The sequence below is a fragment of the Leeuwenhoekiella sp. ZYFB001 genome (genome assembly GCF_011784865.1).
In the GTDB taxonomy this organism is placed as follows: domain Bacteria; phylum Bacteroidota; class Bacteroidia; order Flavobacteriales; family Flavobacteriaceae; genus Leeuwenhoekiella; species Leeuwenhoekiella palythoae.
On record NZ_CP050460.1, the window covers coordinates 337395 to 351818 of the forward strand.

Annotated in this window: 11 protein-coding genes; 4 read left to right on the forward strand and 7 right to left on the reverse strand. The window is 39.9% G+C overall.

Going from position 1 to position 14424, the window contains the following annotated elements; genetic code table 11:
• Nucleotides 1-65: 65 nt before the first annotated feature.
• A complete protein-coding gene (locus HCN54_RS01370) occupies nt 66-2687 on the forward strand; it encodes a TonB-dependent receptor (protein ID WP_167596243.1) in 2622 nt (873 codons plus the stop codon).
• Here HCN54_RS01370 and HCN54_RS01375 read toward each other — a convergent pair.
• Entirely contained in the window at nt 2684-3532 is an 849-nt protein-coding gene (locus HCN54_RS01375) for a glycosyltransferase family 2 protein (protein ID WP_167596244.1), read from the reverse strand. The two genes, HCN54_RS01370 and HCN54_RS01375, sit on opposite strands and share 4 nt — an antisense overlap.
• A complete protein-coding gene (locus HCN54_RS01380) occupies nt 3529-4050 on the reverse strand; it encodes a methyltransferase (protein WP_167596245.1) in 522 nt (173 codons plus the stop codon). The genes HCN54_RS01375 and HCN54_RS01380 overlap by 4 nt, the downstream gene beginning before the upstream one ends.
• 218 nt (nt 4051-4268) lie before the next feature.
• On the opposite strand from HCN54_RS01380, the gene HCN54_RS01385 reads away from it, so the two are divergent.
• Nucleotides 4269-4820 carry a sigma-70 family RNA polymerase sigma factor gene (locus HCN54_RS01385; RefSeq protein WP_072984163.1) on the forward strand — a complete coding sequence of 184 codons (552 nt, stop codon included), beginning with the start codon at nt 4269-4271 and terminating at the stop codon, nt 4818-4820.
• A gap of 238 nt (nt 4821-5058) precedes the next feature.
• Here the strand turns inward: HCN54_RS01385 and HCN54_RS01390 are convergent, their stop codons facing one another.
• The gene (locus tag HCN54_RS01390; RefSeq protein WP_167596246.1) at nt 5059-5856 is read right to left on the reverse strand and encodes a hypothetical protein; all 798 of its coding nucleotides are present in this window, start codon (nt 5854-5856) and stop codon (nt 5059-5061) included.
• Nucleotides 5857-5979: 123 nt separating this feature from the next.
• On the opposite strand from HCN54_RS01390, the gene gcvP reads away from it, so the two are divergent.
• Nucleotides 5980-8832: an aminomethyl-transferring glycine dehydrogenase gene (gene gcvP, locus HCN54_RS01395; RefSeq protein WP_167596247.1), complete on the forward strand. Its 2853-nt coding sequence runs from the start codon at nt 5980-5982 to the stop codon at nt 8830-8832.
• Nucleotides 8833-8887: 55 nt separating this feature from the next.
• On the opposite strand, the gene HCN54_RS01400 is transcribed toward gcvP, so the two are convergent.
• Together HCN54_RS01400 and HCN54_RS01405 are read right to left on the reverse strand one after the other, a co-directional pair.
• Nucleotides 8888-9316, reverse strand: coding sequence for a hypothetical protein (locus HCN54_RS01400; protein WP_167596248.1), 429 nt, complete (start codon nt 9314-9316; stop codon nt 8888-8890).
• 105 nt (nt 9317-9421) lie between these two features.
• Nucleotides 9422-9928, reverse strand: coding sequence for a GbsR/MarR family transcriptional regulator (locus HCN54_RS01405; RefSeq protein WP_072984153.1), 507 nt, complete (start codon nt 9926-9928; stop codon nt 9422-9424).
• A 178-nt stretch (nt 9929-10106) separates the two neighbouring features.
• Here HCN54_RS01405 and HCN54_RS01410 point away from each other — a divergent pair, with 178 nt between their 5' ends.
• Nucleotides 10107-11336 carry a glycosyltransferase family 4 protein gene (locus HCN54_RS01410; protein ID WP_167596249.1) on the forward strand — a complete coding sequence of 410 codons (1230 nt, stop codon included), beginning with the start codon at nt 10107-10109 and terminating at the stop codon, nt 11334-11336.
• 318 nt (nt 11337-11654) lie between these two features.
• On the opposite strand, the gene HCN54_RS01415 is transcribed toward HCN54_RS01410, so the two are convergent.
• Together HCN54_RS01415 and purE are read right to left on the reverse strand one after the other, a co-directional pair.
• Nucleotides 11655-13685 (reverse strand): M3 family metallopeptidase, encoded by a 2031-nt coding sequence (locus HCN54_RS01415; RefSeq protein ID WP_167596250.1) that lies wholly within the window; start codon nt 13683-13685, stop codon nt 11655-11657.
• Nucleotides 13686-13934: 249 nt separating this feature from the next.
• Nucleotides 13935-14414 carry a 5-(carboxyamino)imidazole ribonucleotide mutase gene (purE, locus tag HCN54_RS01420; RefSeq protein ID WP_167596251.1) on the reverse strand — a complete coding sequence of 160 codons (480 nt, stop codon included), beginning with the start codon at nt 14412-14414 and terminating at the stop codon, nt 13935-13937.
• Between the last annotated feature and the right edge of the window lie 10 nt (nt 14415-14424).

Consider the following 14424-nt stretch of genomic DNA (forward strand, 5'->3'; position numbering starts at 1 on the left):
AACTCATTAAGAGAACTGTTCTCCACATTTCCTTTGTGGGGATTTTTTTTCTGGGATTTATAGCAATGGCACAAAATAGATCAATAACCGGAACGGTCACCGGTGAAAATTCTGAGAGGCTTGATAGAGCAAGTGTTACTTTAGTGTCAAATGATTCTGGTGATATTCTAGCCTATACCATTTCAGATAATCAGGGCTATTTTGAGCTGGTGCTTCCCGTATTAAATGGTGAATCGCAAATCTTTTTAGAAGTAAATTATTTAGGTTTTAAGACCCAACAAATAGAACTGGCTGATGCTAAAGATGAGTATCGATTTGTTCTGGAGCCTGATGCTACTGCATTAGATGAAATCGTAATAAAGAATAGGCCGGTAGTTAAACGCAGTGGCGATACTTTAAAATACAGAGTTTCTAGTTTTCAGAAGGCAGAAGATCGTAGTATAGGAGATGTGTTAAAGCGTATGCCGGGAGTACAAGTAGGTGATGACGGTGCGATTTATTTTAATGGAGAGAAAGTTTCAAATCTTTATATTCAGGGAGATGACCTAATGGATGGCAGATATGGTCTCGCGACTAAGGCAATACGCAAAGAGGATATTCAAGGGGTAGATGTCATTAAAAACCATCAGCATATCAAGGTGCTTCAAGAAAAGGTGCTCACAGAAAAAGTTGCAATGAACCTTGTTCTTAAGGACGAGAATAGTATGGCGGTTTCTACAAAAGCAGACCTTGCCGCAGGCGCGCCTGGGCTTTATGATCTTTCAATTACACCTATACTACTCAATAAACGTATAAAAATGCTCAATACGGTTGCGATTAATAATGCGGCGGTTGATTACCGGGCAGATTTTAAGCGATTGGGCGATGCAGACTTACGTTCTGATATCAGCCAGGACCCTGCTGCTTTTTCTTTATCACTGGGTACGGTAAGCGCACCAGATGTACCTTTATCAACCTATTATTTCAATAAATCTAAAGTTGTTAATCTAAATAACCTGTATACTACAGATAGCGGCTTACAACTTAAATTAAATGTACAGGCGTTTACTGATACTAATGTTTTGAGCTATAACAGTAGGGTTGCAAATTTTACTGCGACAGATACGCTATCCTATTCTGAAGATCAACGCATTACCCAAAGGCCTCTTTTGTTTAATAGCACGTTGAATATTCTGAAAAACAAAGAGACCAGTTTTTTTCAAAACAAGTTGAGCTTTAATGTTGATCAAAAAAACAGTGATGCAGGGATAGTTTCTAACCGCCAAAACTTTGCTCAGGAACTCCAACAAAAATCTTGGATGTTTTCTAATGATTTTAACTGGATACCTCAGTTAAAAAATGAAGGGGTGTTTGAGGTTCGCTGGTTATCCCAATACAGTACAAACGATAAAGAACTGAGTATAGGAGAGGGTTATAATTCTGAAATACCCGGATTTATGGGGATGAATGATGAGGTGAATCAATCGTTTAGATTACCCACTTTTAATTCAAATGCTTATGTGTCCTACATAAAAGGAAGTAAAATTTTTAAGCAACAATATCAATTAGGCTATTTGATAGAAAGTCAGCGTTTAGAAAGTGGTTTGAGTTTTAGGAATAATGATCAGGTTGAAGAGTTTCAAATGGATTCCGGGAACAATCTGCAATGGTTGAGGCAGCAAGTTTATTTCAAACCATCCTATCAGTTTGCTACTACAAATTTTGAAGCCTCATTAAATATACCTGTAATATTTCAGACACTTTTTTATCAGGATAAAGCTTACGAACTGGATAAAAAAAAGACAGACTTTTTTATCAATCCAGAAGTCAGCGTTAAGTACAAAATAGCTGCTGAAGAAGAACTAACAGCGCGTTATGCATATGGAAAAACCTTTGGAAACATTACACAAGTCTTTAGAGGCGCTGTTTTACGCAATTACCGGTTTTTAGAATCAAATGAGGCTGATCTGCAGGAAACCCGGAGACAGTCGTATGGTCTCAATTATAAATTTGAAAAGTCTGTAGCACTGTTGTTTTTAAATGCAGGATTGTCTTACGAGAAAAGTCAAACAAATTCGATATTGAGTTATACCATTGAAGATGATATACAGACCATTGTCAGTTTACCCATAAGTAACGAGACGAAGACGTATAGTGCAAATTTGAGTTTCAGTAAATATGTGTTTGCGCTAAGAAACGCGCTTTCTTTCAAATCTGGGTATAACCATTCAATCTTTAACAGGCTAATTAATGATAAATTAGTGCCTTTTACAAATAACTCATTTATTTTATCAACACAGTTCAATAAAAAGTTCTTCAAGAAATTGACTTTTACTTACAAACCACGCTTAATTTTTAGTACAACTAAAGTAAGCGAGGGATCTAGTGATAACTTAAACTATCAAACTTTTAGAGTAGATCAGGAAGGGAGTTTGAGTATTCAACCTTTTCAAGGTTTTCAGCTAGGAATTGATTTAAAACACAGTTATATGGATCAAGGCGAACAGGAAGCGCTGCAATATTTGTTTTGTGATCTAAATTTGAAATATGCCTTAGCAAAAAAAGATGTCGATATCAGCTTAGCACTCAATAATATATTTAATATTAAAGAGTATCAGTTGTACGCTGTAAACGAGAATCAACTACTGTCTAGTTCATACACGCTTCGTGGGACTATGGCACTACTCAGAGTAGAGTGGTTTTTTTAAAATAATTTCTCCTTGATCTTTTTCCAGCGGAGCTTTCTTATAAAAGCACCTTCTTCTTGGGTAACCAAAAACGGAAGGTGTTTTTTTTGTGCCTTAAAATAGCCGTTGAGGTAGTCTCTAAAGAGCTTGAAGCTTTTCTTTCTAAACGCCAATTTACCTGAAGCGATTGCAGTAAGCGCGAGTCCGTAACGCATCCCGTAGAAGGCCTCGCCTTGCTTATATTTTGCTTTTGCTGAATACGTGTGCCCGGTAGGTTTTAAATGTTTTACGTGCAGCGTTTCATTCGTAGCAACTTCCCAGCCGTGATATTGCGCCAGCAACTCGTCTAAAGTATCCCATCCCATCGCTGTTTTGAGTCCGCCAATGGCTTCAAAACAAGCTTTTCGATAACTTTTGAGCGCGCCGCGGATGTGATCTTTATTAGTAAGGTTTTCGAGTTCCCAAGAGCCGTTGCGCTCCACATAGCAAAAACCACCGTACATGCCCAGATTTTGATTTTGTTCAAAAGCCTTTACGACGGTTTCTAAATAGTTTTCAGGAAAAATCAAATCTGCATCAAACTTGCACAGTATGTCATAATCAGTATCTAAACGCTCCAAACCGTAATTAAATGCCTGCACGACTTTGCTTCCGGGTAAATGGGCAGCTTCAGAAGATTTCTGTATCAGTTGAATGGAAGGATTCTTTTCAGCGTACTTCATAACGACATCAGGAGTTTGATCTGTGCTTCCGTCATCAACAATGATTATTTTTTCTGCCGAAAAACATTGTCCCAGAAGCGAGTCTAAGGTTTTGCCGATTAGTGCAGCCTCATTATATGCCGGTATGATGATTACTAGTTTCATTTTCGCTCTGCGTAAATAAGGTAATAGCGTGGGGTAAAAAGTCGAAGTAAAGGTCTAAAACCTATTTTTTTTACCGGATGTGTAAATTTTTCCCGCTTTTTGATGTCCCAACCTGATTTTTCTAAAAGCCAGTCAAACTGCCAATCTTCAAACTCGTGATAATGCCTATCCCACATATCGGTTTTACTACGATATGCGGGAGCAAACCAGAGCCTGAGTGGAATACTTGCCACAAGCTTAGTAGCCTTAATGTCTTTTAAAACCTGATACGGTGCCAGCATATGTTCAAAGATCTCAAAAGCAGTCACCACCTCAGCGTTGGTGTTTTTAACGGCAGACGTATCAAGATCGAGATCTTCTCCGCCCGTGTTTTTAACCGAATATCCTTCAGCTTTCATAATTTCAGAAAAAGGATTACTAACTCCCAAATCTAATATTTCAGCCCCTGTTGGCACTGCATTTTTTAAGAAGCGCGCTGTGATCGCATAGCGTTTATTGGGAAAGGTTTTTTCGTACACCGTAACTATATTGAATTGCTAAAGCAGCAAATGTAACAGATTAGGTTGATTTATTGACGCCGCCAAAGGGTGTAATGCTCTGAGGCTTGCCCTGAGGTAGTTTTCTTAGATGGATATAAGGCTTTCTTATGTTACTATTGACGAAAATAATTTTACTTTTAGCCTACTGTTGAGAATTACGTAAATTTGCGGCTTGTTCTATAACTGACTTACCAATTATGGCAGACCACCAACTCGATCCCCAAAAATGGGTGGATAAATACTCTGATTACCTCTACAATTACACGATTGTAAAGGTGAACGATAAGGAGGTGGCCGAAGATATAATTTCTGAAACCTTTTTGGCAGGATTGAAGTCAATGAAAAATTTTAAAGGAGAAGCCAGCGAGCGTACGTGGCTGATTTCTATTTTAAAACGAAAAATAATTGACTATTATCGCAAGATAAATTCAAAAAAAGGAAAAGCCGAAGTGCGTATGAATTACGCCGATGATGAGGAAGGCGGGGACTGGCTAGAAGAGCGTGTTGCTGACCCTTTTGATCGTACTGCTGAAGATGAACTAGAAAATACTGAGCTGGGCGTGGCGATCTATGCCTGTTTAGGGAAGTTGCCTGAAAAACAGGCGGCTATTTTTAGAAAAAAAACCATCGAAGGGCAGGATACTGAAACTATTTGTAAAGAATTTGATATTACGCCGTCTAACTTGTGGGTGATCATTCACAGAGCCCGTACAGCACTGGCGAGTTGCTTAGAAGAAAACTGGTTATAAAGCATGAAACTATTTATTAATTGTAAGGAGGCTAGACAAATTTGTGATAGAGGTCAATATGAAGAGATCTCTTTTATGGAGAAGCTAAGCGTAAAATTGCACCGATCTATATGTTCAAAATGCGTTAAGTATTCTGAGCGTAACGCCAAGCTTACTCATCTGCTAAAAGACTCTAAGTGCAAGCATATGACTCCTGAGTGTAAGAAGCGCATTCGTGAAGAACTAGAGCGTGAACTGGCTAAAACGCCAGAATAAAAATTCCCCAAAGAATAGGGATTCCTTCCACTACAAAAGATGCATAATAATGAGGCTGCTTACTGTTGGATCTAATGATCGCTAAAGCTGTAAGAAATAGAATAGCATAAGTGCTGAATGCATTGGCTTTAAATGCCTCAAGAACCATACATCCCAAAACCATTGATAAACCAACTAGCTTGGTTTTTTTTATGCCTAATACCTGCGGAAGTGTCCCCAACGCGTTAGAGTCGTAAGTTAGATCGCGTATTTCAAATGGAATAATTAACGCGAGTACCAGCATAAAACGTTGTGCGAGTTCGAGATAAAATTCCGTAGAAAAATTAGTGGTATTATAAACGACCGGTAAATATACCGTCACGCCTGCCCAGACTGCGGCGATGATAAATATTTTAATTGATGGTACTTTTCTTAAGTTGGTTTTATGCGGTAAAAAAGGGATTGCATAAAGAACAGTAAGTAAAGCCAAGGGAATACAAGAAATCCAGAAGCTAACCGTAAATTGATAAGCCACATACATTAAGCCTATAAAGTAAATAAATGAAAACGTCTGTATCATTTTAAGCCTATCAGTAAGGTTTCTGTGATGCAGACCGGCGAGAGCAGCGTATTTCACAAAATTATAGCCGGTAATGGTTCCTAAAAAAATAAAGAGATTGAAGTAGAGATCTAGTTCAAGATCCAGTTGTTTTTCGGTAATCAATGCAAGCGCGAGCACAGCAAAGGCCACGTGTATACTGCTGTTGATATAAAAATCAAAAAGGCCTTTGAGAGATTTCATCAGGTAAATATACAGCAACTGTTAATAAGTGCTTTAAGTGGTTAAAAAAGTAGGAGGTATATCGCTCAGAATATATATCTGAAATTGTACTTTTGCGCCATTCTAAACACACATAAATTGCATATGAGAACAGATGTTTTTTCACTAAGACACATTGGTCCAAGACCTGAGGAGAAGGAGGAGATGTTGAAAGCGATCGGGGCAGAAAATATAGATCAATTGATCTACGAAACCCTGCCTGACGGAATTAAATTGAAAAAAGCCCTTGATCTGGAGCCGGCGCTTAGTGAATACGAGTATGCCACGCACATCAATGCTTTGGCCAATAAAAACAAGCTGTTTAAAACATACATAGGTTTAGGATATCACGAGTCTAAAATTCCTGCGGTTATTCAGCGTAATATTTTAGAAAATCCGGGTTGGTACACGGCTTACACGCCGTACCAAGCAGAGATCGCGCAAGGTCGTCTAGAAGCTTTATTAAACTTCCAGACGATGATAAGTGACCTGACCGGGATGGAACTTGCCAACGCATCTTTGCTCGATGAATCTACAGCAGCAGCAGAGGCGATGACGCTTCTTGCAGCAGTGCGTAGTCGTGATCAAAAGAAAAACGATGTGGTTAAATTCTTTGTTGATAAAGAAGTGTTACCACAAACTTTATCAGTTTTAGAAACACGAGCCCTTCCGGTAGGTGTAGAGTTGGTTGTAGGAAATCCACAAGAGTTTGATTTTAGTTCAGAATTCTTTGGGGCGCTGTTACAATATCCATCTGCATCAGGCGAAGTTCACGATTATGCCGGCTTTATTGCTAAAGCTAAAGAAGCAGACATTAAAGTTGCTGTTGCAGCAGATATAATGAGTTTGGTGCTCTTAGAATCACCAGGGCATTTAGGAGCAGATGTTGTTGTGGGTACTACCCAGCGTTTCGGAATTCCGTTAGGATACGGTGGGCCGCACGCTGCTTATTTTGCAACACGTGAAGAATTTAAAAGAAATATTCCGGGACGTATCATTGGGGTGACCAAAGATCGTAATGGAGACCGTGCGTTACGTATGGCACTTCAAACCCGTGAGCAACATATCAAGCGCGATAAAGCGACTTCAAACATTTGTACCGCGCAAGTACTTCTTGCAGTGATGGCAGGAATGTATGGGGTGTATCACGGACCAAAAGGTCTTGAATATATCGCGACCAAAATTCAGCGTACCGCAGCAACCCTTGCTGATGCGTTAGAAAGTTTAGGATTGTATCAGTTGAACTCTGCGTATTTTGACACCATTCGTGTAAAAACAGATGCGGCAACAGTGCGCAAGTATGCAGAAGCAAACGAAATCAACTTCTACTATCCGGATGCTGAAACTGTATCAATTGCGGTAAACGAAGCAACAAGCCTTTCTGATCTCAATAAAGTTATTTCGGTTTTTGCTGAAGCTTTAGGTAAAGAATTTACGCATTTAGAAGCTTTAGTTGACGAGATTACGATCCCGGAAGCTTTAGGTCGTAAAACTGAATTTATGACCAACGAGGTGTTTAACAGCTATCATTCTGAAACGGAGTTGATGCGTTACATCAAACGTTTAGAGCGTAAAGATCTGTCGTTGAATCACAGTATGATCTCGTTAGGATCGTGTACGATGAAGCTGAATGCTGCTGCCGAAATGCTTCCGCTAAGTGATGCACGCTGGGGCGGAATTCATCCGTTTGTACCGGTAGAACAAGCCGAAGGATATCAAACGGTGCTTAAAAAATTAGAAGATCAATTAACCGAAATTACCGGTTTTGCGGGAACGAGTCTTCAGCCTAATTCCGGAGCACAGGGAGAATATGCAGGATTGATGGTGATCAAAGCCTACCACGAAAGTAGAAATGATCATCATAGAAATATTTGCTTAATTCCATCTTCTGCACACGGGACAAACCCTGCAAGTGCTGTAATGGCCGGGATGCAAGTAGTAGTAACCAAAGCTACTGAAGCAGGAAATATCGACGTTGACGATCTTCGTGAAAAAGCTGAAAAATATAAAGATAACCTTGCTGCGTTGATGGTAACTTATCCATCAACGCACGGAGTTTATGAAAGTGCAATTCAAGAAATCACTTCGATCATTCACGAGAATGGTGGTCAGGTGTATATGGATGGTGCCAATATGAATGCGCAGGTTGGTTTGACCAATCCAGGTAAAATTGGTGCCGATGTTTGTCACCTTAACTTGCATAAAACTTTTGCAATTCCTCACGGTGGTGGAGGACCAGGCGTTGGACCTATTTGTGTGGCAGAGCAGCTGGTTCCGTTTTTACCTACGAATCCTGTGATCAAGACCGGAGGCGAACAAGCGATTTCTGCAATTTCTGCAGCTCCTTGGGGATCTTCTTTAGTGTGCTTGATCAGTTATGCCTACATCAAAATGTTAGGGGCAGACGGATTAAAACAATCTACGGAAGCTGCCATTCTAAACGCAAACTATATTAAAGAGCGTTTAAAAGGTGCTTTTGAAGTATTGTATTCTGGAGAAAAAGGACGTGCGGCTCACGAGATGATCATCGATTGTCGTCCATTTAAAGATAACGGGGTCGAAGTGGTTGATATCGCTAAGCGCTTAATTGATTACGGTTTTCATTCGCCTACGGTATCGTTCCCGGTTGCAGGAACAATGATGATCGAGCCTACAGAGAGTGAAAGTAAGCAGGAGTTAGATCGTTTTTGTGATGCAATGATCAGTATAAGAAAAGAGATCGATCAGGCAACTGCAGATAACGAGAATAATGTGCTTAAGAATGCACCGCACACGATGCATATGCTAACTGCTGAAACTTGGGATTTTCCATACACGCGTCAGCAAGCAGCTTATCCGCTGGAGTATGTTGCAGATAACAAATTCTGGCCTTCTGTACGTCGAGTAGATGATGCTTACGGGGACCGAAATTTAATCTGTACCTGTGCTCCAATTGAAGAGTATATGGAAGAAGCGTAGTCTTCTAAAACATAAATTAAAAAGCGCCATTCATAACGAGTGGCGCTTTTTTAGTTTAGAGCAATTGATAAAGATTGAAAGCGCAAAGAGCAGTGTAAAGTGTCGCAAAGAATACAAAAAGTGTATTCATACCGTAACTTCCTAATTTAAAGATTGGATTTTTAGGAATGTCATACATTGGGTAGTATGCGATTTGAGTGGCAACTTTACCTACCCAGTAAGCAGCAATAAGAGAAGTAAGTGCCAATGCTAAGGCGCTTCCATTAGCTAAATGTTTCGGGATTACAATTGCGATCAAACCAAAAGAAAAATTCAGACCTTGAATATAATGTCCATATGTTTTAGCGATCTCTTGGTTCAATGGTTTGAGTTGTTTCACATCATTGTACCAATCAAAAACGCGATGTCTGATGTAGGGATAAATCAACGCAGTGAAAATTTGACCAAATCCTCCCGCGATAATAAAATAATTAAGTGCATTCATATCTTTATTTTTAAACTTTCAGAAAATATTGAAATTTATAGTCATGAATATTTAAGGGAAAAGCTTCTTAGCCTGAATTTATTCTCTAGAAACCTAAGCTTAGATCTAGGTCATCAGCTTCATGATAGTTTTGGTGATCCAGTTTTCTTTTTGATTGACGATTTTTTCAAGCATTGTATCTGCTTTATTTACAAAATCGTGAAGCTCTTGGGTTTTCATTTTAAATTTTAAAGCTTCCGGACTTTTGTCGGTTTCGTCAAAGTTTTTTACGCCTTCTAAAACCCGAATTGCCGGTTTGATTTCTCGCTTGCTGCGTTCCACAGCAATCTTGCGGGCCAGCGAATCTACGTCTTGATCCGCTTTAAAATACTCCCGACGCTCGCCGGGCTTATACTCTTTATATACAATTCCCCAATCTATAAGTCCGCGCAGGTTCATACTGGCATTACCGCGAGAGATCTGCAACTCTTCCATCACATCTTCCATCGATAGTGAATCTGGAGAGATCATTAATAACGCGTGAATTTGCGCCATGGTTTTATTAATGCCCCATTGCGAGCCTAATGCGCCCCAGGTTTGTAAAAATTGTGCTTTTGCTTCATTGAATTCCATACTCAAATATAATTAAATATTTTAAAGTTTCAGTAATTATTGAAACTTATTTTAATAACGCCCTCAATAGGTATAATATCTAAAGGCTTGATTCGAAATTGGTAGCCCTGTTTCTGAGTAATTCCTCAAGGACTTGCAGTGAGGTTGTTTCCTGCTGTAGTAAAACTATCTTTGCGCTATGAACGCATTAATTATAGGTAATGTTTGGCCGGAGCCGGTTTCGTCAGCGGCAGGAACACGAATTATGCAACTGCTCGAGAGCTTGCAAGCGCAGGGCTATGTCGTGAGTTTTGCTTGCGCCGCGGGTAAAACACCCTACGCTGAAGACCTGGATGCACTAGGTGTCCAAACCCACAACATTCAATTGAACAACGCTTCATTTGATGTCTTTATCAAAGAACTCAATCCCGATCTGGTGTTGTTTGACAAGTTTGTGATCGAGGAACAATTTGGTTGGCGCGTAAAAGAGCAATGTCCGGGTGCGCTACGTGTTTTAGAAACGATAGACTTGCACGGTTTGAGAAAGGGGAGAGAAGCTGCTCTAAAAGCGAATGAAGCCTTCTCTGAGAAACATTTGCATACCGATTACGCAAAGCGCGAGCTTGCCAGTATCTATCGGTGCGATCTCTCGTTAATTATTTCGGAGGCTGAAATGCAGTTGTTGCGAGCGTTTTTTAAAGTGCCCGATGCGCAGTTGTTGTACTTGCCGTTTATGGTTGCACCAATTACCACGAAAGAGCAGCAGGCTTGGAAACCTTTTGAGACGCGGAAGCGTTTTGTAACGATCGGTAATTTCAGACATGAACCCAATTGGCTTTCGGTACGGTATTTAAAAACGGAAATCTGGCCGCTCATACGTAAGCAATTGCCGGATGCCGAAATGCGTGTTTATGGTTCGTATCCCGCAGAAAAGCATACGCAATTGCACAATCCTAAAGAGCATTTTTATGTTTTGGGCAGAGCCGATAGCGCGCATGAAGTTATTGAACAAGCTAGAGTATTGCTCGCACCTTTACTTACGGGAGCTGGTTTAAAAGGAAAGCTGCTCGACGCGATGCAATGTGGAACACCAGGAGTAACCACAAGCGTAGGTGCTGAAGGAATGCACGGCGAACTAGACTTTAACGGTAGCGTTATCGATGATCCTAAGGCCTTTGCAGATGCTGCAATCACATTATATAAGGACAAGAATAAATTTAGCGAAGCGCAAGCTAATGGGGTAAATATTGTGAATAAGCGCTTTTCTAAAGAAGCGTGGAATTCTGTTTTCAAAAAACGCTTAAGTGATTTACAAGTCAATTTGGAAACCCATCGTATTTCAAACTTTACAGGAGCGATGCTTTGGCATCAATCGCTTCAAGCCTCTAAGTTTATGAGTAAATGGATCGAGGAAAAGAATAGGATTTAGTAGTTTTTAGAAGTGATTTCGAAAGAGAAATAAGAGACGGCAATAGTGCTCAATATTAAGGCTACAAGAATTGTAGTACAACCGCTTATCATAACTTTCATACCGATTGTTTCATTTGAGAATGCGTAAGCAGCGAAACTTATAAAAAGTGTTATGCCAATAGAGAGCCCTCCATACAGCCTATTTTTAGAAGTATGAGCTAAAGTCACACCACAGGATAGACAGGTTATATTACTATAACTATTAAAACTCCAGAAACTCTTTAAGAGCTTTCTGGAGTTTAATTTATGACTACAATTTGGACAGGCTGGCATATTTTTATTGTATCAATCCGGCTCTTTTTAAAAGTGCTTCAGGATTAGGTTCTTTTCCGCGGAAGCGCTTGTATAAAACCATAGGATCTTCGGTGCCTCCTTGAGAGAGTACGTGATCTTTAAATTTCTGCGCGACTTCAGCATTAAAAATACCGTTTTCTTTAAAGTAAGCAAAAGCATCAGCATCCAAGACTTCTGCCCATTTGTAGGAATAGTATCCGCTAGAATATCCACCTTGAAAGATGTGAGAGAATGAAACACTCATACAGTTCTCGGCAACATCCGGGTAGAGTTTGGTATTTTCAAAAGCAGCTTTTTCGTGTGCTTTTACATCGGTTATTCCGCTAGGGTCTGCGCCGTGCCAAGACATATCTAGGATACCAAAACTCAACTGACGAAGCGTTTGCATCCCTTCTTGAAAGTTGGCTGCTTTTTTGATCTTATCGATCAATACCATCGGGATGGTTTCTCCAGTCTCGTAATGCTTGGCAAATAATTCTAAAGCCTCAGGCTCGTAACACCAGTTCTCTAAAACTTGACTTGGTAATTCAACAAAATCCCAGTAAACAGATGGTCCAGACAGGCTAGGATAGGTGGTGTTCGCCAGCATTCCGTGAAGTCCGTGGCCAAACTCGTGAAACAGCGTAGTAACCTCGTTAAAGGTTAACAAAGACGGTTTTGAAGCCGTTGGTTTTGTAAAATTGCACACATTAGAAACGTGTGGTCGTTCATTCATTCCGTCTTTTTTAAACTGACCTTTGTATTGCGTCATCCAAGCTCCTGCACGTTTTCCGGCACGTGGATGAAAATCAGCATAAAAAATGGCGATGAAATTATCCTGGTCATCAAAAACCTGATAGGTCTTTACATCTTTGTGATACTTTGGAATGTCTTGTACTTCAACAAAACGCAGTTTGTATAATTTCTGGGCAATGGTGAAGACACCATCAATAACATTCTCTAACTTGAAATACGGCTTCAATTGCTCGTCGTCCAATTCAAAAAGTTCTTGCTTTAATTTTTCAGAATAAAAAGCGCTGTCCCATTTTTGAAGTTCTTCAATGCCATCGCGTTTCTTAGCGAAGTTGGTAAGTTGTGCAAACTCGCGTTCTGCTGCAGGTTTTGCTTTCTCCAATAGATCTTGTAGAAAACGCTCTACATTTTCAGGGCTTTTGGCCATGCGTTCTTCAAGTACAAAATGTGCGTGCGTTTTATAGCCTAAAAGATTAGCACGTTCCTGACGTAGCTTAACAATTTTAAGCACGTTCTCCTGATTGTCTAGTTCGTCATTATGAAAACCTTTTGCACCGAAGGCTATCGCCATTTTTTTACGCAATTCGCGATTTTCGGCATATTTCATAAACGGAATATAGCTTGGGTATTCAAGCGTAAACACCCAGCCTTCTTTACCTTTTTCTTCAGCGGTTTGTGCGGCAGCTTCTTTGGTACTTTCGGGAAGACCGGCAAGATCTGCTTCATCGGTAAGATGCAGCTCAAACTTGTTTGTTTCCGCAAGAATATTTTCACCAAAGGTCAATGAAAGCTTAGACAATTCGGTATCAATCTCACGTAAGCGCGCTTTTTTATCTTCAGCTAAATTAGCACCGTTACGAGAAAAGCCTTTATAGCGTTTGTCTAATAACACTTCCTCTTCTCTTGCAAGCTCAAGAGACTCTCGGGAATCGTAAACGTTTTTTACACGTTTAAACAAGGCTTCGTTAAGGGTGATATCATTAGAAAATTCTGATAATAGCGGAGAAACCTCTTGTGCTGTTTTTTGAATCGTCTCGTTAGTTTCGGCGCTGTTGAGGTTAAAAAAAATGCTTGTAACTCGGTCTAATTGATATCCGGCATAGTCCAATGCGGCAATCGTATTTTCAAAAGTTGCCGGCTCTGGATTGTTTGTGATGAAGTCAATTTCTTGTCGGGCTTGAGCGATAGCGGCCTCAATAGCAGGTTTATAATCTTCATTTTGTATCGCGTCAAAAGGTGCGATATCAAAACTTTGAAGTAGTATATTTTTCGAATTTTTCAATTTTTTATAGTCTTTTTTAGGTTATAAGTATTTTAGCTAGTATTATGATACCTTTAGCGAAAATTATAGTTACTTTAAGGTAAATTTGCTAAGCCATAAAATATTGATTTAGATATGTAGGAAAGGTTTGATTAATAATATTTAGAATGGTTAATAAATACTTTAATTTACCTGATACATTTCTTGAGAGCCGTTTTTAACGGCTCTTTTTAGTGGCATATACTTCCTGTTGGTTTGCAGTAAAAAAGTTTACTTTTTGATCGAAGCAGCGCCTTTTATTACCTTCTCTTTTAACCCAGTTTTAAAGTCAACGATGCGATTGCGAACGTCTTCGTCTGAAGCACCAAGAATTTGAGCGGCGAGAATGCCCGCATTTTGCGCACCGTCAAGGGCTACAGTTGCCACAGGAACACCGCCCGGCATCTGTAAAATAGAGAGCACAGAATCCCAACCGTCGATTGAATTGCGTGATTTTACAGGTACACCAATCACCGGAAGCGGAGATAAAGATGCGATCATTCCCGGTAAATGTGCGGCACCACCGGCACCGGCAATGATTACCTGAATTCCACGCTCGTGAGCATTTTTTCCGTAATCAAACAATTTGTCTGGAGTGCGGTGTGCTGAAACAATATCAACTTCAGTTTTGATTCCCAATTGTTCAAGAACATCTATCGCTGCCTGCATCACCGGCATATCGCTGGTGCTTCCCATGATTATTCCTACCATAATTATCTTT

What these genes read in the sequence shown, in the direction of transcription:
- HCN54_RS01370 (WP_167596243.1), top strand. Translation starts at nt 66, where the DNA reads ATGGCACAAAATAGATCAATAACCGGAACGGTCACCGGTGAAAATTCT.
- HCN54_RS01375 (WP_167596244.1), bottom strand. Translation starts at nt 3,532, where the DNA reads ATGAAACTAGTAATCATCATACCGGCATATAATGAGGCTGCACTAATC.
- HCN54_RS01385 (WP_072984163.1), top strand. Translation starts at nt 4,269, where the DNA reads ATGGCAGACCACCAACTCGATCCCCAAAAATGGGTGGATAAATACTCT.
- HCN54_RS01390 (WP_167596246.1), bottom strand. Translation starts at nt 5,856, where the DNA reads ATGAAATCTCTCAAAGGCCTTTTTGATTTTTATATCAACAGCAGTATA.
- gcvP (WP_167596247.1), top strand. Translation starts at nt 5,980, where the DNA reads ATGAGAACAGATGTTTTTTCACTAAGACACATTGGTCCAAGACCTGAG.
- HCN54_RS01400 (WP_167596248.1), bottom strand. Translation starts at nt 9,316, where the DNA reads ATGAATGCACTTAATTATTTTATTATCGCGGGAGGATTTGGTCAAATT.
- HCN54_RS01405 (WP_072984153.1), bottom strand. Translation starts at nt 9,928, where the DNA reads ATGGAATTCAATGAAGCAAAAGCACAATTTTTACAAACCTGGGGCGCA.
- HCN54_RS01410 (WP_167596249.1), top strand. Translation starts at nt 10,107, where the DNA reads ATGAACGCATTAATTATAGGTAATGTTTGGCCGGAGCCGGTTTCGTCA.
- purE (WP_167596251.1), bottom strand. Translation starts at nt 14,414, where the DNA reads ATGGTAGGAATAATCATGGGAAGCACCAGCGATATGCCGGTGATGCAG.